This window comes from Qipengyuania gaetbuli (assembly GCF_020171365.1).
In the GTDB taxonomy this organism is placed as follows: Bacteria; Pseudomonadota; Alphaproteobacteria; order Sphingomonadales; family Sphingomonadaceae; genus Qipengyuania; species Qipengyuania gaetbuli_B.
The window spans coordinates 1,690,530-1,709,161 of the sequence record NZ_JAIUZO010000002.1; the positions used below are offsets into that span (position 1 = coordinate 1,690,530).

Here is an 18,632-nt window from a genome sequence, read left to right on the forward strand (position 1 = left end):
TCCCTTGCCTTGTCGTGACGGCACGCTAGGCGCAGGCCATGGGGCAGGCAAGCAGCCACCGTTACGTTATCGCGCTCGGCTCAAACATGCGCGTGCCGGGTATCGGCGCGCCGCGGGCTGTGTTGCGGGGCGCGTTGGATCAACTGGCGGATAGCGGCGCGGAGGTCGAAGCCGTCTCGCGTATCCGGGCCAGTCGCCCGGTCGGCCCCTCGCTCAGGAGCTATTCCAATGGCGCTGCAATCGTGTCCGCTCCGCTCGATCCACCAGCGATGCTCGCCCTGCTGCAGTCGGTGGAGAGCGAATTCGGGCGCGACAGGCGCGGCGCGCGCTGGCGGGCACGCAGCCTCGATCTCGATATCGTTCTTTGGAGCGGCGGGGCCTGGTTCGCGCGCGACCTCGTTATCCCGCACCTCCTGTTTCGCGAGCGCGATTTCGTGCTGCGTCCCGCTGCCGAGATTGCACCCGACTGGCGCGATCCCGTGACGGGCCTTACCCTCCGGCAGCTGGCTGCGCACGCGGCTTGTGCGCGGTAGCGGGATTGCCGCGATAGACCGTCCAGGCTTCTGCGTCCGAGAACAGGGCGCCGCGCGCAGACAGGACCGCTCCTTCACCCATGGTAACGCCCGGGCCGACGAATGCTTCGGCGGCCACCCAGCAACCGCGGCCGATAGTCACGGGGTCGAGCACCAGCTGGAAGTGCGGATCGGCGATATCGTGCGAACTGGCGCACAGGTGCGCGCGCTGCGAGATCACGCTGTCGCTGCCCACGCTGATATGCCCCTGGTTGTAGAGCAGCGCCTCCGGACCGATCAGCGCGTTGTCGCCCAGCTCGAGATTGCCGGGCCACCAGATGCGCGCACTCGCATGGACACGGCAACTGCTGCCGAGCCGCGCACCGAAAGCCTTGAGGATCAGCGCGCGCCACGGGTGGAGGAACGGGGGCGTCCAGCGGGCGAAGAGAAACCAGGCGGCCATCCACAAGGCGCGCGCAATTCTCGAGACGAGCGGGAAGGACGGCCCTCCGCTGCGGCTTTGCGCAGTGCGTGCATCGAGTGGTTGCAACCCCGTCCCTTCCTTGTCGCGGCCTCGGGCCAAACTAAATTGCCGGGCTGCCGGAAAGCAACCCAAACCACGCTTGACCACCCGCCATCGCATGCCTAGGTGCCCCCTCGTGGTCGGGCCCTTAGCTCAGTCGGTAGAGCAACTGACTTTTAATCAGTAGGTCGCTGGTTCGAACCCAGCAGGGCTCACCACCTTTTCCCTCAGGATTGTTCTGCCGAACACGCGATCAGCGTGCGCGCCGTAGTGCCCAATTCGACCTCGTCCATGCTCGATGCCATTGCGCTCGACCCGGGCGCGATGCGGGTTCCCGACACTGCGATATCTCCGGAAAGCGGGAGGATCTGTATGGGACCCTTCAACCTGCCGAGCATGTCCGCCGAAGGCTCTCCATAGAGCTGGAACAGGCGGAAATGCGGGCCGTCCACCAGCACCGTTTCCACATCGGGCGCCACCTTCCGGTGCAGTCCGGCAGGGTAGGGCTCGCCCGCTGCCACTTCGAGCGCTGCATCCAGATGCAGTTCGCGCGGACGACCATAATCGTAGAGGCGATAGGTGATGTCGGTGTTCTGCTGCACTTCGAGCAACGTCAGGCCTTCGCCGATGGCATGGACCGTGCCGGCCGGGATGTAGAAGAAATCGCCCGGCTCGACCGTCCGCCACTCGAGCAGGTCCTCGATCGATCCGTCGAGCGCAGCGGCGCGCATGGCTTGGGCGTCAAGCGACTGCGTGAAGCCCATGGCCAGCCTTGCACCCGGCTCCGCATCCAGGATCAGCCAGCATTCCTCCTTGCCGCGGCCAGTCGGGCTGGCAGCACCGAAAGGGTGCACCTGGACCGAGAGCTTCTCGCTCGTGAAGAGATATTTGACGAGAACGTCCGGCATCGCATCGGACGGCTCGAACCAGATTTCCCCGATCCGCTCTGCATCTTGGGGAAGCGCAAAGGGTGGCGGCAAGGGGCTGCGACCCCAGACCTTTTCCACCCGCTTGGTCGGCAGGATCTGGGCGCTCATTGATTGGCAGCCCCGTCGAGCTTGCCGACGCTCTGGGCATGGTCGCGCGAAAGGACGAGGATCTCGTCGCCATCGACGACCACGATCACGTCGTTCAGGCCGACGATGGAAACGCGCGGGCCATCGGTGTCGACCATCACGCCGCGGCAATCCATGGCTTGCGTTCGGCCCGACAGGACATTGCCGTCCTCGTCCGATTGGCGAGCTTCCATCAGCGCGCTCCAGTCGCCGATATCGGACCAGCCGATATCCGCCGACACGACGGCAGCGTGCGAAGTGTTTTCCATCACCGCGAAGTCGACGCTTTCCCCGGCGATGCGCGCAAATGCCGCAGCTTCAGGGTCGAAACGTGTGCCGTCCCATCCGCCCGATGCGACCGATGCTTCGACCGCTTCGGCCATTTCGGGGCGATAGGTCGCAAGCTCGTCAAGCAACCTTCCCGCCGGAAAGGCGAAGATGCCGCCGTTCCAGACGAAGCCCCCGTCGTCGAGGAACTGCTGCGCGCGCTCGAGGTCGGGTTTTTCGACGAACCGCTCGATCCGGTGTCCAGCCCCGACGGTCTCGCCGCGCTTGATATAGCCATATCCGGTTGCCGGACGGTCGGGCGCGATGCCGAAGGAGACGAGATAGCCGTCCTGCGCGAGCGAAGCGGCAGTGCGCACTCCGTCAAGGAAGGCGGCCTCGTCGGCGATGTGGTGGTCGCTCGGGCAGACGAGCATCACCGCATCGCGGGGAAGCAGCCGTGCCGCCAGCGCGATTGCAGGGGCGGTATTCTTGGCCGCCGGTTCGACGACCAGGCGGTGCTTGCCCGCCTGCTCAGCGATGAAGCCGGTATGCGCTTCCCCGGCCACCACGATGGGTGCCTCGAACAGCCCTGTATCCGATACGCGGTCCAGCGCCTGTTGGAACAGGGTCCGGTCGCCCAGGAGCGGAAGGAAAGGTTTCGGCTTCACGCGGCGGCTGCGCGGCCAGAGGCGCGTCCCGCTGCCGCCGCAAAGGATAACTGGATAGACCTTTGTCATGACAAGCAGCCGCCTAGCAGCCGTTTCCATGCGCGTCATGGCCTGCTTGCACCTGCCTGCGATTTTTCGTTACGAGACAGCGATGAACGCTCCGCGCCTCTCCGTTTTCGCCCGCCTGCCAGTGCCCGGAAAGGTCAAGACGCGGCTGATCCCTGCTCTCGGCGAAGAGGGCGCGGCACGCCTCTATGCGCGCCTTCTGGCCCATACGGTCGAGGTCGCGAAAGCGAGCGGGCTGGAGTTCGAGCTGCGGGTGACAGGCGGCGAGGAAGCGGCGTTTCACGAGCTCTTCGGCGCCGATGTGAAGGTGGTCGACCAGGGTGAAGGCGATCTGGGAGCGAGGATGGCAGGCGTGCCCGCGCCCTGCCTCATCATCGGGAGCGACTGTCCGGCCATTTCCGTGCCGCTCCTGCAAGCGGCGGCAGGCGCGCTGGCGGAACGTAAGGTCGTGCTCGGCCCTGCCAATGACGGGGGCTATTACCTCGTCGGACTGGCCGAGCCGATGCCCTTCCTGTTCGAGGCGATGGAGTGGAGCACGCCGCAGGTCCTGTCGCAAACGCTCGCACGGCTGGCAGAGCGCCGGATCGGCCCTGCAATCCTGCCCGAGCTGGCTGACATCGATACGGCGGAAGACCTCGCCGCCTGGCCCGAATTCGAATGAGCGTCACCCTGCTGGTTCCTTCGCTGGACGAGGAAAAGGCGCTGCCCGTGCTGGTGGAGCGGCTGGCCAGTCTCGATCCCGCACCTGCCGAGATCATGCTGGTCGACGGCGGCAGCAGCGATGCGACGGTCGCCATCGCGCGCGAGGCGGGATGGCGCATTCTCGAGACAGCGCGGGGCAGGGCGCTCCAGATCAATGCCGGAGTAGAGGCAGCGCGCGGAGAGATCGTCTGCGTCCTCCATGCAGACACCTTGCCGCCGACCGACATGGTGGAGGTGATAGAGCATGCGATGCAGGACCGGCGCACTGCGCTTGCCAGTTTCAGCCCGGTCATCCGCGGTCCCGAGCGGACGCGCTGGGGGACGACCATCCATAACTGGGCCAAGACCTGGTACGCGCCGCTCATCACGCGACCGCACCTGTTCTTTCGCGGAGTGCGACTGCTGTTCGGCGACCATGCCATGTTCTTCCGCCGCGCCGATTTCCTGAGCGTCGGCGGGTGCACGCCGGGCGATGCGGTGATGGAGGAAGCAGATCTGTGCGTGAAGCTGGCGCGGCTCGGCCGGGTGCGGATGCTGCCTCAGCGGGTCTACACTTCCGACCGGCGGATTGCCGAATGGGGCGCGCTCAAGGCGAACTGGATCTATTTCAAGGTCGGCATGCTCTGGGCGTTCGGCCTGCGCAGCCGGATGGCAAAGCACTATCCTGACGTGCGCTAGGCGCCTGCGAGGAAGCCCACGGCGATGCAATGGTCGATGAGACGCCGGATATAGTCCTCGCCCGTCACTTGGCATTCGAGGCCTGTCACTTCGCGAAAGTGCGTGTCCGAGAAATGCGGGTCACGCTGGAAATAGCTCGCGTAAAGCCCTGCCACCCGCTTGAACAAGCGCCGCTCCAGCGCGGGGAGCAGGGCGGGATCGAAGTGTTCGGGCGCGACCAGTTCGGGTTCGTGGAACTGCGGGTAGGCGCCGATAGCCCCGGTGAAACGCTCCACCGGCAGCGGCTGGCCGGAGACGAGGTGGTAAGTGCCGCCCTCGGCCTCTTCCATGCGTTCCGCCAGCGCGACAATACCTGCCGCCACGTGGTCGATCGGAACGAAGTCGAGCGTCGCACCCAGGCGGGCAGGCATGTGCCGCACGCGCCCTTCGGCTATCAGCTTGAAGGCTGCGTATGTCGTATCGAACTGGCGGATAGCACCGTCCTCATCCGCGCCCACCACGATGGAAGGGCGGGCGATCGCCCATCTGGCAGTGCTTTGCCGGACTAGCCGCTCACCCGCCGCCTTGCTGGCTTCGTAGCCATTGGCAAAGCCGCCCTCCGGCAGGGGATCGTCCTCCGCAATCGGCCCGTCACGCGTTCCGCAGACATAGGCGGTCGAGACGTGCAGGAAGCCCATCCCGCCGGCTTCCGCCAGTTCCAGCGCATGGCGCACGCCATCGACATTGGCGGCGCGGTAATCCTCTTCCTCAAGGTCGAAGCGCACGCTGGCTGCGCAGTGGACGATCATGTCGTGCGTGTCCGACAGCCCGGCGAATGCTTCGCGGGACAGGCCCAGGCGCGCTTGCGATACGTCGCCCTTCACAGTGGGAATTTCGACAGCGGCGCCGTCGTTTGCGCGCACGTCCGGATTGCGGTGGACGAGGCCGGTCACCTCGTGGCCGCGCGCAACCAGACGCGCGCAGACCTCGCCGCCCACCAGTCCGGCAGCTCCCGTCACCAGCACCTTCACGCGGTGCGCCGTTGCGTCATGTAACCGATGGGACCTGTCCGTCGAAGGGGCGGGGGAATGCGATAGAGTTCGCATCTTGAGCAATTTCGGTTACGGGACAAGCGATGAAATTCACCCATGACGTGATCGTGATCGGCGGCGGGGCCGCAGGACTTGTCGCTGCCGGCGGCTGCGCGCTTTTCGGCCTCGAAGTCGCCCTGATCGAGGGGCGCAAGATGGGCGGTGAGTGCCTGAACGATGGTTGCGTGCCGTCGAAGGCCCTGATTACCGCAGCCAAGCGTGCGGCAGAGGCGCGCGAAGGCACGCGTTACGGGGTGACGCTCGACCAGCCCCAGGTCGACTGGCTCGGCGTACGCCAGCACATCCGCGATGCCATCGCCGCGATCGAACCGCATGACAGCGAAGATCGGTTCGAGGAAATGGGCTGCGAGGTCATCCGCGACTGGGCGAAAGTGACGGGGCCCCAGTCGGTCGAGGTCGGCGGGCGCACCCTGCGCGCGCCGCGGATCGTCATCGCCACCGGCTCGAAGCCGGCCATCCCCCCGATCGAGGGCGTGGACAGCGTCCCCTATCTCACCAACGAGACCATCTTCGACATCGATGCGCTGCCCGACCACCTCGTGATCGTCGGCGGCGGAGTGATCGGCATGGAAATGGCGCAGGCCTTCCGCCGCCTCGGCAGCGCCGTTACCGTGGTCGAGCCGGACGAGCTGATGGCGCGCGACGACCGCGAGAGCGTGGCGCTGGTGCGCGAGGTGATGGAGGGCGAGGGCGTGCGCTTCGTCAAGGGCCTCGCCAGCAAGGTCGAGGGCCGCGATGGCGCTATCCGCCTCCATGTCGGCGAGGAGGTCATCGACGGATCGCATCTGCTGATCGCCACCGGCCGCAAGGCCCGGTGCGAAGGTTTCGGCCTCGAAGACATCGGCGTGAAGATGGGCCGCGGCGGCATCGTGACAGACGAACGCCGCCGCACCTCGGTGAAGGGGATCTACGCCATCGGCGACTGCCGCGACGGGCCGCGCCTGACCCATGTGTCGGGCTATGAAGGCTCCAACGTCGCGCTCGAGATCACGCTCGGCCTGCCCGCCAAGGTCGATTATTCGGCCTTGCCCTGGTGCACCTATACCGAGCCGGAAGTCGCCCAGATCGGCCTGACCGAACAGGAAGCACGCGAGAAATACGGCGAGAAGCTGCGGGTCGTCATCGAAAGCTTTCACGACAACGAGCGCGCGCTGACCGAAGGTAACGACAAGGGTCAGGCGAAGGTGATGCTCAAGGGCACCAAGGTCGTCGGCGCCAGCCTTGTGGGCAAGAATGTCGGCGAACTGCTGCTGCCCTACACGCAGACGATCACCGGCAAGAGCAGCACCTTCGCGCTAGGTTCGGCGGTCATCGCCTATCCCACCCGCAGCGAGATCACCAAGGCGACTGCCTTTGCCGCATGGGAGCCGACCGTGTTCGGACCGCTGCCCAAGAAATGGGCCGGGTTCCAGGCCCGGATGAGGCGGCGGTTTTCGTGAACGCGCGTTCGGCTTCCCGCAACGCACCGGCTGGCCCATCGCCCTTCGCGGTCGAGGCCGCGGCATTGCCGCGCGAAAAATTCGTCGATCCGGCGCTCACTGCCAAAGGCGAACCGCGCGCGAGCGTGCCGCTGGTCCGGCTCGATACGCTGTGGCTCAATACCGGCACGCTGTGCAATCTGGCCTGCGCCACCTGCTATATCGATAGCAGTCCGACCAATGATGCGCTGGTCTATCTGCGTAGCCACGATGCGGACCGCTTCCTCGAAGAAGCGGCAGGCATGGGGACCCGCGAAATCGGCTTCACCGGTGGCGAGCCTTTCATGAACCCCGATATGCTCGCGATGCTGGAAGAATGCCTTACGCGCGGTTTTGAAGCGCTGGTCCTGACCAATGCCATGCGGCCGATGCGACGGCACGAGGCCGCACTGCTCACCTTGCGCGAAAGGTTCGGCGAGCGGCTGACGCTGCGTGTGAGCCTCGACCACCATTCGCGGCCCGTTCACGAGGCGGAGCGCGGTGCCAACAGCTGGGATCCCGCCATGGACGGGCTGCGCTGGCTGTCGGACCATGGCTTCTCGATCGCCGTTGCCGGACGCCTCTTGCCGGGCGAGGGCGAGCAGGAGGCGCGCCGCGCCTATGCCGCGCTGTTCGCCGCCGAAGGGATTGCAATCGATGCGCATGACCCTGCGCGGCTGGTGCTGTTCCCCGAAATGGACGCAGGCAAGGACATCGCGGAAATCACCACCGCGTGCTGGGATATCCTCGGCAAGTCACCTTCCGACATCATGTGCGCATCGAGCCGCATGGTCGTGCACCGCAAGGGCGAGCCGGGCCCACGCGTCGCGGCCTGCACGCTCATCCCCTATGATGCGGGTTTCGACCTTGGCGCAACGCTGACAGAGGCGAGCGGAGAGGTGGCCCTGAACCACCCGCATTGCGCGCGCTTCTGCGTGCTGGGCGGGGCCAGCTGCTCGGCCTAGGCGCGTTTGCGGCTGTCCAGCCACTTCGCCAGCGCGACGCCGCCCGTGATGAGGAACGGCACCAGCACGATGCTGAGCGTCACCTTGGCGATGACCTGTCCGATGAGGAGGTTGGTGATCGGGAACTGGCCGTAGAAAGCCAGCGTGATGAAGATCACCGAATCGATTGCCTGGCTCAGCGCAGACGCGACCGCGCCGCGTGCCATGAGTGAAAACGCGCCGCCGCCTTCGGCATTGCCGCGCAGGCGCGAGAAGATCCACACGTTGAGCAGCAACGAGACGATATAGGCCGCAGGTCCGGCCGCCCAGACTCGCCAGATCGTCGCATGGACCCGCTCGAACGCTGCCAGGTCCTCTGCACGTCCGCCGATCATTTCAGGCGATGCGGGCAGGTTCAGCACGAGCTGCATCAAGAGGCCCGAAATCAGCAACGGGACGAAGCCGAACCACACGATCCGGTTGGCGAGCTTTTCCCCGTAGAGCTGGGCGATGGTGCTGGAAATCACCACCAGCAGGAGGAAGGCGAAGATGCCCGATTCCACCGCAAGGTCGGTCGGCCACAGCTGTACCTGCTTGAACGCAAGCACGCCCGCGAGCACGGTCATGCCCCCGTAAAGCAGGATATAGACGAACAGGCCGAGCGGCATGGCAGCTGCGGCAAGGCGGGTTTCGTTGGCCGGGCTTTCGGTCATGACGGGGTAGGGCAATCTTTCAAACTGGTGACAGCGCGCGCTGGCGGAGGGCGCAGAAATTGACTAAGCGGACCCGCCGCGCAAGGTAGCGGCTGATTTCATCCGCAACTTGTCGCATCGCGAAGGGGTCCGCAATGCCGCCTTTCATTGTCAATATCGCCGGTATCCTCGCGATCCTCCTGATCGCCTTCCTGCTGTCCACCGGCAAGCGCCGCATCAAGCTGCGCGTCGTGGGCGCGGCTTTCGCATTGCAGGCGCTCATGGCGCTGCTCGTCCTGCGCACGCCCTGGGGTGTCGAGGCGATCCAGGCGATGTCGAACGGCGTCATTGCCCTGCTCGACTATTCCAAGGCGGGTATCACCGCGATCTTCGGCCCGATGGAGGGCAATCCCTTCACCAACACCTTCGTGATCGCCGCCCTGCCGGTGATCATCTTCTTCGCCGCGCTCGTCTCGATCCTCTACCACTGGGGTATCATGCAGCGGCTGGTGCGCTGGGTCGGCGGAGCGATCGGCTGGATTACGGGTATCTCCAAGGTGGAAGCGCTCGGCAGTGCGGCCAATATCTTCGTCGGCCAGTCGGAAAGCCCGCTGGTCGTGCGCCCTTATCTCGCAGCGCTCACGCCCAGCCGCCTGTTCACCCTGATGAGCGTCGGCATGGCCGGCGTGGCGGGCACGATCCTGGCTGCCTATGCCAGCTTCATCGGCGCAGAGGCCGTGCCTTTCCTGCTTGCAGCCGCCTTCATGTCGGCACCCGGCGGTATCCTGATGGCCAAGATCATCATGCCCGACGACGAGAGCGATCTCGCACGCGACGCGGCCGAGATGGCCGAAGTCAAGCTGCCCGATGCCCGCATCAGCGGCGACGGGCCGGCGGCTCTCACAGAAAGCGGCAAGCCGCACGAGGTCGAAGTGGCCGAGACTTTCGAGGAAGGCCACAAGCCTGCCAATGTCATCGAGGCAGCGGCCCAAGGCACCCAGACCGGCGTGAAGCTGGCGGTTGCCGTCGGTGCCATGGTCATGGTCTTCGTCGCGCTGGTCGCGCTCGCCAACGGCATCCTTGGCGGCATCGGCGGCTGGTTCGGCTATCCCGACATCAGCTTCCAGCAGCTGCTCGGCTATGTATTCGCGCCGGTCATGTACCTCATCGGAATTCCGTGGGAGCAGGCTGGCGCTGCCGGCGGGCTGTTCGGCACCAAGATCGTGCTCAACGAATTCGTCGCCTTCATCGAACTGGGCGCGATGGACGCGACTGTCCTTACCGAACGCAGCCGGGCGATCATCACTTTCGCGCTCTGCGGCTTTGCGAATTTCAGCTCGATCGCCATCCAGATGGCAGTGACGGGCGGCCTTGCGCCAAATCAAAGACCGGTCATCGCCAAGCTCGGTATCCGCGCCCTGGCTGCCGGTAGCCTCGCCAACCTGATGAGCGCGGCACTGGCGGGACTCTTCCTACCGTATTAAGGGCCGCTTCCATTATGACCGATTCCAACACCGATATCGCGGTTGTGTCGCTGGCACAGCCGCTCGAAAACATCGCCGACGAACTTGGCCGCAGCTTCCAGGAATACGGCTTTGCCGTAATCCGCGACCATGGCATCCCGCAGGAGCTGATCGACCGCGCCGAAGCGCTGTCGAAGGAATTCTTCGCGCTGCCGGACGAAGCCAAGCGCGCCTACCACATCCCGGGCGGGGGCGGCGCACGCGGCTACACGCCGTTCGGGACCGAGAAGGCCAAGGATGCCAAGGTCCACGACCTCAAGGAATTCTGGCACGTCGGGCGCGAACTTCCCGAAGGGCACGAGCTGGCCGAATACATGGCCGCCAATGTCTGGCCGGACGAGGTCGACGGCTTCCGTGAGACCTTCACCGAACTCTACACGGCCTTCGAGGAAGCCGGCGGCCGCGTGCTGGAGGCGATCGCGCTCCATCTCGGCCTGCCGCGCGAGTTCTTCGCCGCCACCGTCAAGGACGGCAATTCGGTCATGCGCCTGCTGCGCTACCCGCCGCTCGAAGGCGCGGAAGCCGAAGGAGCCATCCGTGCCGCAGCGCATGGCGACATCAACACGATCACGCTGCTGCTGGGCGCGGAAGAGGCCGGCCTCGAACTGCTGACCAAGCAGGACGAATGGAAGGCCGTGGACGTTCCGGAAGGCGCGCTGGTCATCAATGTCGGCGACATGCTCGACCGGCTGACCAACGGCAAGCTGCGTTCGACCACGCACCGCGTGGTCAATCCGCGCGGCGAGGCGGCATACCGGGCGCGCTATTCGATGCCCTTCTTCCTGCACTTCCGCCCGGACTACACGATCGAGACGCTGGAAAGCTGCATCGATCCGGCGCGTCCGGACGACCATCCGGCGCCGATTTCCAGCCACGATTTCCTGCTGCAGCGCCTGCGCGAGATCAATCTCGCCTGATCCGGACAACCCCGATCCGCCGTGGGCCCAAATCCGCGGCGGAACCCGGCCGGCAAGATAAATTCCAAATGGTGCAATTTTGCAACTTATCTAAGTTACTGAATTACTTGAATTTATCCCCTTTTGTGGCGCAATTGATTCACAGCCCCCGGTGGCTGTCTTGACTCTGTCACAAAAGCATCGCTTTGCCGAAACATGCACGGCCTAGCGGGGCTGCGCTTCCGTAAAGCATCAAGTATTCACCCGAAGAGACGAAGGGGTCTTCTCGATGAAGTTCAAATATCTCCTGGCCACGTCGGTGGCTGGTATCGCAGCTGCAGGCGCAATGCCCGCCGCAGCCCAGTCGACCGGTTCGATCGACTTCGATGACGATGTGATCATCGTTACCGGCACCACCGATAACGGTGTCGGCGGCGTCGAAATCCCGAACACCACCAAGGCGAAGCAGGTCCTCAACGAAGAGATCATCCGTCGCCAGCGTCCGGGCCAGACGGTCAACGACATCGTGAACCTGGTTCCCGGCGTCAGCTTCCAGAACAACGACCCCTGGGGTTCGTCGGGCGGTGGCTTCACCATCCGCGGCTTCAGCTCGGACCGCGTTTCGCAGACCCTCGACGGCCTGCCGCTGAACGATTCGGGTAACTACGCCCTCTACACCAACCAGCAGGTCGACCCGGAAGTCCTCGAAGAGGTCAACGTCAACCTCGGCACCACCGACGTCGACAGCCCGACTGCTTCGGCAACCGGCGGCACGATCAACATCCGTACGCGTGAGCCCAGCGACGACGCCGGCATCACCGCGACGATGACCTTCGGCGATGTCCTCTCGAAGGGCGCAGAAGACACCGTCTACATGCGCGGTTTCGTGATGCTCGACACCGGCGACATCACCGGCAACGGCCTCAAGATGTTCGGTTCGGCCAGCTACACCAGCTACGGCGTTCCCTATAACCCGTACGGCAAGATCGATAAGAAGCAGTTCAACGCCCGCATCTGGCAGGACCTGGGTTCGAACGGCGACTTCGTGGCGGTTTCGGGCCACTACAACGAGAACCGCAACAACTTCGCCGGTTCGGAAAGCCTGCGCTTCCTCCTGCCGATGGCTGAAGATGGCGAAGTCGAAATCAACGGCGTCACCTACAACGACAAGGAAGGCCGTTTCTCGATCTACGAGACCAACGGCGAATATCCCTGCAGCATCGCGGCCGACGAACTGGTCGGCGGCGTGGGCAACCCCGGCGTCAGCGACCGCTACGACGATCGCAACGGTTGCGGCGCGGCATTCTACCGTCGCTACAACCCGTCGAACACGGGCAACATCCGCGGCGCCTCGCGCTTCAGCATCGGTGACAGCCTGACCTTCACGTTCGATCCGAGCTACCAGTACGTCAAGGCGAACGGTGGCGGCCCCGACGATCTGCGTGAACAGTTCTTCACTGTGAACGGCGGCTCCTACACGGGTGCCTTCAACGGCGGTTACTACTTCGGCCGCGACCTCAACGGCGACGGCGACCTGCTCGACCGCCTGGCAGGTACCGACCCGAGCCAGACCACGACCGACCGTTACGGCGTCATTGCCAACCTGATCTACGACATCGCCGACAACCATCGTGCGCGTCTGACCTACACCTGGGACCGTGCACGTCACCGTCAGACCGGTGAAATCAGCGGCATGTACGAGAACGGTGAACCGTGGAACGTGTTCGCGATCGACGAGCCGGTGCTCGACGTGAACGGCAACCCCGTCCAGAAGCGTGACCGCCTGTCCTATGCCATCCTGCACCAGGTTTCGGCAGAGTACACCGGCCAGTTCGGCGACCTCACCGCGAAGCTCGCCCTGCGCGCTCCGTTCTTTACCCGTGAGCTGAACCAGAACTGCTTCACCACCTCGGCTGGCGGCTTCGTCGACTGTCCGAACCCGGGTGCGGACCTGTCGAACTACGTGAACGCTTCGTTCAACGACGACCACGCCGCGCCGCAGTCGCGTACCTACAAGTATGACGAACTGCTGCCGAACGTCGGCTTCACCTACGACATCAGCGACGCGATGTCGGTGTTCGGTAACTACGCCAAGGGCCTCTCGGTCCCCGGCACCGACCCGCTGTACGATTCGCTGTACTTCGCCGATGAAGACTTCGCTCGTCCGGTTCCGGAAACGACCGACAGCTTCGACCTCGGCATGCGTTACCAGAACGGTGACATCGAAGCCCAGCTTGGTGCCTACTACACCAAGTACAACAACCGCCTCGCGGTTGCGTTCGACCCGACTGCCAACAACGGCGAAGGCGAGTTCGTCTTCCGTAACCTCGGCAAGGTCGACAAGTGGGGCATCGATGGCTCGATCGCCTACCGTCCGTCGCGCAACTCGCTCCTGTATGTCTTCGGTTCGTACAACGACTCCGAAATCCAGGACGACGTGCTTGACGAGAACGGCGTGATCCCGACCGCCGGCAAGCAGGAATCGGGTACCCCGACCTACTCGTTCGGTGGCCGCGGCCAGATCGCCTTCGGTGACTTCGAACTGGGCGCCCAGGTGAAGCACACCGGTCCGCGCTGGATCAACGACACCAACCAGGACAAGGCTCCGTCCTACACCGTGGTCGACCTCGACGCGCGTATCACGCTCGGCGAATTCGCAACCGGCGGTGACGCAGCCATCCAGCTGAACCTCACCAACCTGTTCGATGAATATTACATCGGCTTCTTCGGTGGCTCGCTGGACGACTTCGGCTTCGCACAGATCGGTGCTCCGCGCGCCGGCAGCATTTCGCTGATCATCGGCTACTAAGCCGGATCGCGAACCGAAAAGAAGAGGGCGGCTCCCATGCGGGGCCGCCCTTTTTCTTTGCCCGAACTTACGGTCAGGCCGCCGCGAGCAGTTCTTCGGCCAGCTTGCGCCGAACGAGCGGCTCCACATTGGAGCGCAGGGCACGTTCCAGCGCCGCCGCCTTTTCACCCAGCCTTTCTTCGCCGAATATGCCTGCAGTGCCGGCAAGCTTGTGCACCGTGCGGGCCAGTTCCTCGACCCGGACGCCTTCGAGAACGTCTTCTTCCACCGCAGCGGCGACCGCTTCGATCGCTTCAGTGCGGCGCGCGAGCCAGCGTTCCTGCATTTCGGGTGAGTGCCCGGTCGCGGGCACGCTGTTTCCGGGCTGCCCCGAGGTCGCGGCAACGTCAGGCACGATGCTCACCGGCAGCCAGCGGGCAAGCGATGCGGCCAGCTCCTCGAATACGAGCGGTTTTGCAAGGTGGGCCTGCATCCCCGATTCCAGCGCCGCAGCGATGTCTTCGGGAAAGGCGTTTGCGGTGAGCGCGATGATCGGCAGGTCGCCCGGCGTGATCCCGCTCCGGCGGATTTCGCGCGTTGCAGTATAGCCGTCGCAGCCCGGCATCTGGATATCCATCAGCACGATGTCGAAGGGATCGCCGCTGTCCGCTGCATCGAGCACGGCCGCAATGGCCTCGGCACCGTCATGCGCGATGCGCACCCTCTGTCCCAGGTCCTCGAGCATCGCAGCGACGAGCATCCGGTTGATGTCGTGATCTTCGGCCAGCAGGATGCGGCCGTTCGCCTTTGGGGCCTGCACTTGCCCGGCCCGCCGTTCTTTCGGATGCGGACCGGGCACTGCGCCCTTGGCCTGTTCCAGCGGCACCCGCAGCGAAAAGCGCGAGCCGACGCCAGGCATCGAATCCACTCCCAGCGATCCGCCGAGAATTTCGGCAAGTTGCCGCGAAATGGCGAGGCCAAGGCCGGTCCCGCCGAACCTGCGCGTCGTGCTCGCCTCCTCCTGGACGAACGGATCGAAGATATTGTCGATCCGGTCGGGGGCGATCCCGATCCCGCTGTCTTCGACATCGATCACGAGGTTCGAACCTTCGACCCGGACCGAGATATCCACCCGCCCTTTCTCGGTGAACTTCACCGCATTGCCGACGAGGTTGAGCAAGATCTGGCGCAGGCGCAGCGGGTCGCCGCGCAGGAGGTGCGGTATGTCCGGCGGACAGGACAGTGTCAGCGCGATGCCTTTCTGGCCGGCGCCATCCATATGCAGCCTGACGCAGTCGTCGATCAGGACCGGCAGGTCGAAGTCCTCGTAATTGATGACCAGCTGTCCGGATTCGATCTTCGAGATATCGAGGATATCGTTCAGCAGCATCATCATCGAACGGCCGGAACGCGAAATGAGATCGGCATAGCGGGCGGCTTCCGGATCGAGTTCCAAGCGGGTGAGGAGGTCCGCGAAACCCAGCACGCCGTTCATGGGGGTGCGGATCTCGTGGCTCATGTTTGCGAGGAACTGCGCCTTCGCCCGCGCGGCGTTTTCCGCATGGCGGGTCGCGCGCTTCAACTTCCTTTCCAGCGCGACGCGCTTGGTCACGTCGCGCGCCGAGACAATGATGCCCTCGCGTTCCCCCGTCGCACTATCCAGCGCCAGCGCGCAGTCCGCTTCAATGTAGACGGCCTCTCCGGCCGTATCGTCGAGGAAACGACGATAGGTGAACCGTTCGCTCCTACTGCTTCCTGACAGCAGCCGCTCCTGCGCTGCGGCGATAGCCTTGCGCGCTTCGGGATGGACGCGCTCCGACGTGCGCCGTCCGACGAATTCGCGCGGGTCCGCGCCAAGCACGTGGCGGGTCGAGGGAGAGGCGTAGGTGCATACGCCCTCCAAATCGTATCGCAGTATCGCATCGGTGATGTTGTCCGCCAGCAGTGCCATCTGCTTCTTGCCCTCGCGCACCTCGCGCAGCAGCCGCTCGCGGGTCGAAAGGATGGCGGCGACCGGGAAGCCGACAAGAACCGAGGAGGCCAGAAATGCCTCGAGAACCAGAAGCTGGGCGTAGAGCGGCATGGGCATGAGATTGATCGGACCTGTGCCAGCCTGCGTGCAGACCAGCGCGATGGTCGCCACCTTCAGGACCGAGAAAGCCGTCCCAAGCACGCCCAGGCGGAAAGCGTGGCAGACGATGACCGGCGGCACGAGGAACAGCAGCGGGTAGGCGGTCTGCAGGAAGACCACCAGCGTCACACCGGTGCCAAGCGTGGTCAGAAACGTCCATTCGAGGACCTCGCGGGCGGTTGGCCAGCGCGGGCTTTCCAGCGCGTCCCAGAAGACCAGCACAGAGGGCGCGATGATGATCATCGACAGCGCATCGGACGCGGCCCATTGCAGCAGCCCGGCAAGCGTCGCCTCTCCGCCCGACAGCGCCAGCGATGCGATAGTCGCCGAAGCCAGCGGCGCTGTAAGGCAGGCTCCGAATACAAAGCGCATCAACTCGTCGGTGTCGCCCATCCGGGGACGGGGACCGGCCAGCTTGCGAACGATTTCGACCGCGATCCAGATCTCCACGACATTGGCGAGGGAGAGAGCCAGCGCAGTGAATATCTCGTCCCCGACGATCCGGTTGGCCACCAGATTACCCGCGAACAGCGCAAGCAGGAACACGCGCTCGTTGGAAATGCGGGCGCGCAATAGGACCGCGACGGCTATCGCATTCGGCAGCCAGACGACGGCGATCCGCCCGGACCCGCGCGTCAGGTCGATGCTGGCATAGGCGAGCAGGGCGAACCCCGCGAAGCCCAGCAGGGCGGCCAAAAGCATGCGCAAATCGATGCGGCGACTCCAGCCCGTCAGCGAGGGGCGCAGTGGTTGCGTTGCCATGGACGATCTCCTAGCCATGACCCGAACGGCGGGCGGGTCGGAACAGGTGCGCCCCCTTTTCCGTTGGGGTGCAATGACCGAAAGCGAAACCCGGTTCAGCACGACTAGGAGGCGGCCCAACGCTTGGGTTATCGCCCTCATACTGTTGATTCATTTGGGAATCTTCTACGCACTAATACGTGCCCTGGCGCCGGGCGTCGTCGCCACGGTGGAGCGCGAGGTCGTCTCTGCCTTCACGGTGACCGTCACCGCGCCGGAAGAGGAAACGCCCGAGGTCGAGCCGCAACCGGACGAGGGCGCGCAGGGTGATCCTGGTCGCGAGGCGGTGCCGCAGCCGGTAACCGCGCCAACGCCGCGCCGGCAGGTGCGCGAGGACCGGCCCGTGCCGCGCGCCTCCTCGACCGGAACCGCGACCGATTCAGGCGCAACCCAATCGGGCGATGGCACCGGTGCTGCCGGAAGCGGTCTTGGCACGGGTGCGGGACGCGGCGGCGGCGGGCAGGGCGGCGTCGCTGCGACGAAGCCGGTGCTGGTCCGTGCGATCACGGACGCCAGTGCCTTTCCCGTCCCGCCCGGCGGGCGCGAGGCGCGGATCGGGAAGTCCGTGATCGTGAAGCTGACCGTGTCGGCGGAAGGCCGCGCAGTGACCTGTTCGATCTACCGCGCCAGCCCGTTCCCGGAAACCGATGCGACTGTGTGCCGACTGGCGCTGGACCAGCTGCGGTTCGAACCCGCGCGCAATGCCGAAGGCCAGCCGGTATCGGCGCCCTTCTATTACCAGCAGCGGTTCTTCAACTAGGAGTGGCGTCTAGGCCTTGGGCGGGGCGAGCAACTTCTCGCCCTTGCTCTTGATCGCGCCCTTGATCATCGGTTCGACGAAGGACAGCGCGAGCGGGATATCCACCTCGAACACGACCTGGTTGTCTTCCACCAGCACGCGCGACTTGAGCGTTTGGCCCATGGTCGTGACATCGACGTTCATCGTGTCCTCGTTGGCCCATGACACGGTCACGTCGGCCATGCCGCCGGGCACGACCTCGGCGATTTCGTGACTGTGGTCGGACAGGCGGCGGCGGACTTCCTCCTTGGGAAGTTCGTGGGCGATCGGGACGCGCATCAGCTCTTGTGCTCCAGTTGCGGACTGGTCTCGGCACCGCTGCCGAACTTGTAATCGAGGTACCGGTGCTTGATCGCCAGGTCGTCGAGCGATCCTTCGGCCAGCTGGCGCGTGATCGAATCGATTTCACCGCTGATCTTGGAAAGGCTGTCGGTTAGCTGCTCGTCGGGCGTCACGCCGGCGCGCTTTTCGGTGCGCAGGTGGGCAGGGATCTTGCGATAGCTGTCGACCATTTCCGGCAATTGCTCGCCCACCAGGCTGCGGATTTCGCGCGCCTTGGGGTGGTTCTGGTCGAGCCCGTCGAGCTGGTAGCCGAGCCCGTCGAGCTGCACGCCGATCTGGTCGACGAGGTTTACTGCCGGCGGGGGCAGGGCAGGGCGCTGGTGTTCGAGCCACAGCTCGGTGCGCGCGACCATCTGCTGGACATTCCCCTTGTTGATCTCGGCGCGCTTGGGGACCTTCATCTTGGGATAATTGCCGAAGATGCCGACCGCGACGACGCTGGCAACGATCAGGGCCATGATGCCGGCAAAGCCGATGCCGTCGACGATCAGGCCCAGCACGCCCATGCCGACCCACAGGGCGAACAGGGCGATGACCACGTTGCGCGCCTTGGTCATCAGGTGCTTGCGCTTTTCCCTGGCCGAGCCTTCGCCGATGGACACGGTGCGGCGGTGACGACCGCCGGAACGGTTGTCATCGCGCAGGCGGCGGCCTTCTTCGATCAGGCGCTGGCTTTCGCGGGTAAGGTCGCCCAAGG

General features: G+C 64.9%; 17 protein-coding genes and 1 tRNA gene. 10 read left to right on the forward strand and 8 right to left on the reverse strand.

Translation table 11 applies throughout. From position 1 onward, the window contains the following. Positions 1 to 38: 38 nt before the first annotated feature. Positions 39 to 533 (forward strand): 2-amino-4-hydroxy-6-hydroxymethyldihydropteridine diphosphokinase, encoded by a 495-nt coding sequence (folK, locus tag LCL94_RS08975; protein ID WP_224831902.1) that lies wholly within the window; start codon positions 39 to 41, stop codon positions 531 to 533. On the opposite strand, the gene LCL94_RS08980 is transcribed toward folK, so the two are convergent. After that, entirely contained in the window at positions 490 to 975 is a 486-nt protein-coding gene (locus LCL94_RS08980) for a putative colanic acid biosynthesis acetyltransferase (RefSeq protein ID WP_224831903.1), read from the reverse strand. The two genes, folK and LCL94_RS08980, sit on opposite strands and share 44 nt — an antisense overlap. Before the next feature lie 202 nt (positions 976 to 1,177). On the opposite strand from LCL94_RS08980, the gene LCL94_RS08985 reads away from it, so the two are divergent. Beyond that, positions 1,178 to 1,253, forward strand: a tRNA-Lys gene (locus LCL94_RS08985). Positions 1,254 to 1,262: 9 nt separating this feature from the next. Here LCL94_RS08985 and LCL94_RS08990 read toward each other — a convergent pair. Both LCL94_RS08990 and LCL94_RS08995 read right to left on the reverse strand, forming a co-directional pair. Beyond that, positions 1,263 to 2,072, reverse strand: a complete 810-nt coding sequence (locus LCL94_RS08990) for a class I mannose-6-phosphate isomerase (RefSeq protein ID WP_224831904.1) — start codon at positions 2,070 to 2,072, stop codon at positions 1,263 to 1,265. Further along, entirely contained in the window at positions 2,069 to 3,094 is a 1,026-nt protein-coding gene (locus tag LCL94_RS08995; protein WP_224831905.1) for a mannose-1-phosphate guanylyltransferase, read from the reverse strand. Before LCL94_RS08995 ends, LCL94_RS08990 begins: the two co-directional genes overlap by 4 nt. Positions 3,095 to 3,176: 82 nt before the next feature. On the opposite strand from LCL94_RS08995, the gene LCL94_RS09000 reads away from it, so the two are divergent. After that, positions 3,177 to 3,752, forward strand: coding sequence for a TIGR04282 family arsenosugar biosynthesis glycosyltransferase (locus LCL94_RS09000; RefSeq protein ID WP_224831906.1), 576 nt, complete (start codon positions 3,177 to 3,179; stop codon positions 3,750 to 3,752). Further along, positions 3,749 to 4,471, forward strand: coding sequence for a glycosyltransferase (locus LCL94_RS09005; protein WP_224831907.1), 723 nt, complete (start codon positions 3,749 to 3,751; stop codon positions 4,469 to 4,471). The genes LCL94_RS09000 and LCL94_RS09005 overlap by 4 nt, the downstream gene beginning before the upstream one ends. On the opposite strand, the gene LCL94_RS09010 is transcribed toward LCL94_RS09005, so the two are convergent. Further along, positions 4,468 to 5,469 carry an SDR family oxidoreductase gene (locus LCL94_RS09010; RefSeq protein ID WP_318245576.1) on the reverse strand — a complete coding sequence of 334 codons (1,002 nt, stop codon included), beginning with the start codon at positions 5,467 to 5,469 and terminating at the stop codon, positions 4,468 to 4,470. The two genes, LCL94_RS09005 and LCL94_RS09010, sit on opposite strands and share 4 nt — an antisense overlap. 116 nt (positions 5,470 to 5,585) lie before the next feature. Between LCL94_RS09010 and LCL94_RS09015 the strand changes: the two genes are divergently transcribed. Together LCL94_RS09015 and LCL94_RS09020 are read left to right on the forward strand one after the other, a co-directional pair. Further along, positions 5,586 to 7,001, forward strand: coding sequence for a dihydrolipoyl dehydrogenase family protein (locus tag LCL94_RS09015; protein ID WP_224831909.1), 1,416 nt, complete (start codon positions 5,586 to 5,588; stop codon positions 6,999 to 7,001). Further along, positions 6,998 to 7,984: a radical SAM protein gene (locus LCL94_RS09020; RefSeq protein ID WP_224831910.1), complete on the forward strand. Its 987-nt coding sequence runs from the start codon at positions 6,998 to 7,000 to the stop codon at positions 7,982 to 7,984. The genes LCL94_RS09015 and LCL94_RS09020 overlap by 4 nt, the downstream gene beginning before the upstream one ends. On the opposite strand, the gene LCL94_RS09025 is transcribed toward LCL94_RS09020, so the two are convergent. Beyond that, positions 7,981 to 8,676 carry a queuosine precursor transporter gene (locus LCL94_RS09025; protein ID WP_224831911.1) on the reverse strand — a complete coding sequence of 232 codons (696 nt, stop codon included), beginning with the start codon at positions 8,674 to 8,676 and terminating at the stop codon, positions 7,981 to 7,983. The genes LCL94_RS09020 and LCL94_RS09025 overlap by 4 nt on opposite strands. Before the next feature lie 134 nt (positions 8,677 to 8,810). Here LCL94_RS09025 and LCL94_RS09030 point away from each other — a divergent pair, with 134 nt between their 5' ends. The 3 genes from LCL94_RS09030 (at position 8,811) to LCL94_RS09040 (ending at position 13,883) form a co-directional block, all read left to right on the forward strand. Then, the gene (locus LCL94_RS09030) at positions 8,811 to 10,139 is read left to right on the forward strand and encodes a NupC/NupG family nucleoside CNT transporter (protein WP_224831912.1); all 1,329 of its coding nucleotides are present in this window, start codon (positions 8,811 to 8,813) and stop codon (positions 10,137 to 10,139) included. A gap of 14 nt (positions 10,140 to 10,153) precedes the next feature. Beyond that, positions 10,154 to 11,095 carry an isopenicillin N synthase family dioxygenase gene (locus LCL94_RS09035; RefSeq protein WP_224831913.1) on the forward strand — a complete coding sequence of 314 codons (942 nt, stop codon included), beginning with the start codon at positions 10,154 to 10,156 and terminating at the stop codon, positions 11,093 to 11,095. Between the two features lie 268 nt (positions 11,096 to 11,363). After that, entirely contained in the window at positions 11,364 to 13,883 is a 2,520-nt protein-coding gene (locus LCL94_RS09040) for a TonB-dependent receptor (RefSeq protein WP_224831914.1), read from the forward strand. A gap of 73 nt (positions 13,884 to 13,956) precedes the next feature. Here the strand turns inward: LCL94_RS09040 and LCL94_RS09045 are convergent, their stop codons facing one another. After that, on the reverse strand, positions 13,957 to 16,755 hold the full coding sequence (locus tag LCL94_RS09045) for an ATP-binding protein (protein ID WP_224831915.1): 2,799 nt from the start codon (positions 16,753 to 16,755) through the stop codon (positions 13,957 to 13,959). 154 nt (positions 16,756 to 16,909) lie between these two features. Between LCL94_RS09045 and LCL94_RS09050 the strand changes: the two genes are divergently transcribed. Next, the gene (locus tag LCL94_RS09050; protein WP_224831916.1) at positions 16,910 to 17,554 is read left to right on the forward strand and encodes an energy transducer TonB; all 645 of its coding nucleotides are present in this window, start codon (positions 16,910 to 16,912) and stop codon (positions 17,552 to 17,554) included. Positions 17,555 to 17,563: 9 nt separating this feature from the next. Here LCL94_RS09050 and LCL94_RS09055 read toward each other — a convergent pair whose 3' ends face one another. Then, entirely contained in the window at positions 17,564 to 17,872 is a 309-nt protein-coding gene (locus LCL94_RS09055; RefSeq protein ID WP_224831917.1) for a polyhydroxyalkanoic acid system family protein, read from the reverse strand. Continuing rightward, positions 17,872 to 18,630 (reverse strand): hypothetical protein, encoded by a 759-nt coding sequence (locus tag LCL94_RS09060; protein ID WP_224831918.1) that lies wholly within the window; start codon positions 18,628 to 18,630, stop codon positions 17,872 to 17,874. Before LCL94_RS09060 ends, LCL94_RS09055 begins: the two co-directional genes overlap by 1 nt. Between the last annotated feature and the right edge of the window lie 2 nt (positions 18,631 to 18,632).

What these genes read in the sequence shown, in the direction of transcription:
- LCL94_RS09000 (WP_224831906.1), top strand. Translation starts at nt 3,177, where the DNA reads ATGAACGCTCCGCGCCTCTCCGTTTTCGCCCGCCTGCCAGTGCCCGGA.
- LCL94_RS08980 (WP_224831903.1), bottom strand. Translation starts at nt 975, where the DNA reads ATGGCCGCCTGGTTTCTCTTCGCCCGCTGGACGCCCCCGTTCCTCCAC.
- LCL94_RS09025 (WP_224831911.1), bottom strand. Translation starts at nt 8,676, where the DNA reads ATGACCGAAAGCCCGGCCAACGAAACCCGCCTTGCCGCAGCTGCCATG.
- LCL94_RS09030 (WP_224831912.1), top strand. Translation starts at nt 8,811, where the DNA reads ATGCCGCCTTTCATTGTCAATATCGCCGGTATCCTCGCGATCCTCCTG.
- LCL94_RS09040 (WP_224831914.1), top strand. Translation starts at nt 11,364, where the DNA reads ATGAAGTTCAAATATCTCCTGGCCACGTCGGTGGCTGGTATCGCAGCT.
- LCL94_RS09055 (WP_224831917.1), bottom strand. Translation starts at nt 17,872, where the DNA reads ATGCGCGTCCCGATCGCCCACGAACTTCCCAAGGAGGAAGTCCGCCGC.
- LCL94_RS09015 (WP_224831909.1), top strand. Translation starts at nt 5,586, where the DNA reads ATGAAATTCACCCATGACGTGATCGTGATCGGCGGCGGGGCCGCAGGA.
- LCL94_RS09045 (WP_224831915.1), bottom strand. Translation starts at nt 16,755, where the DNA reads ATGGCAACGCAACCACTGCGCCCCTCGCTGACGGGCTGGAGTCGCCGC.
- LCL94_RS08990 (WP_224831904.1), bottom strand. Translation starts at nt 2,072, where the DNA reads ATGAGCGCCCAGATCCTGCCGACCAAGCGGGTGGAAAAGGTCTGGGGT.
- LCL94_RS08995 (WP_224831905.1), bottom strand. Translation starts at nt 3,094, where the DNA reads ATGACAAAGGTCTATCCAGTTATCCTTTGCGGCGGCAGCGGGACGCGC.
- LCL94_RS09035 (WP_224831913.1), top strand. Translation starts at nt 10,154, where the DNA reads ATGACCGATTCCAACACCGATATCGCGGTTGTGTCGCTGGCACAGCCG.
- folK (WP_224831902.1), top strand. Translation starts at nt 39, where the DNA reads ATGGGGCAGGCAAGCAGCCACCGTTACGTTATCGCGCTCGGCTCAAAC.
- LCL94_RS09005 (WP_224831907.1), top strand. Translation starts at nt 3,749, where the DNA reads ATGAGCGTCACCCTGCTGGTTCCTTCGCTGGACGAGGAAAAGGCGCTG.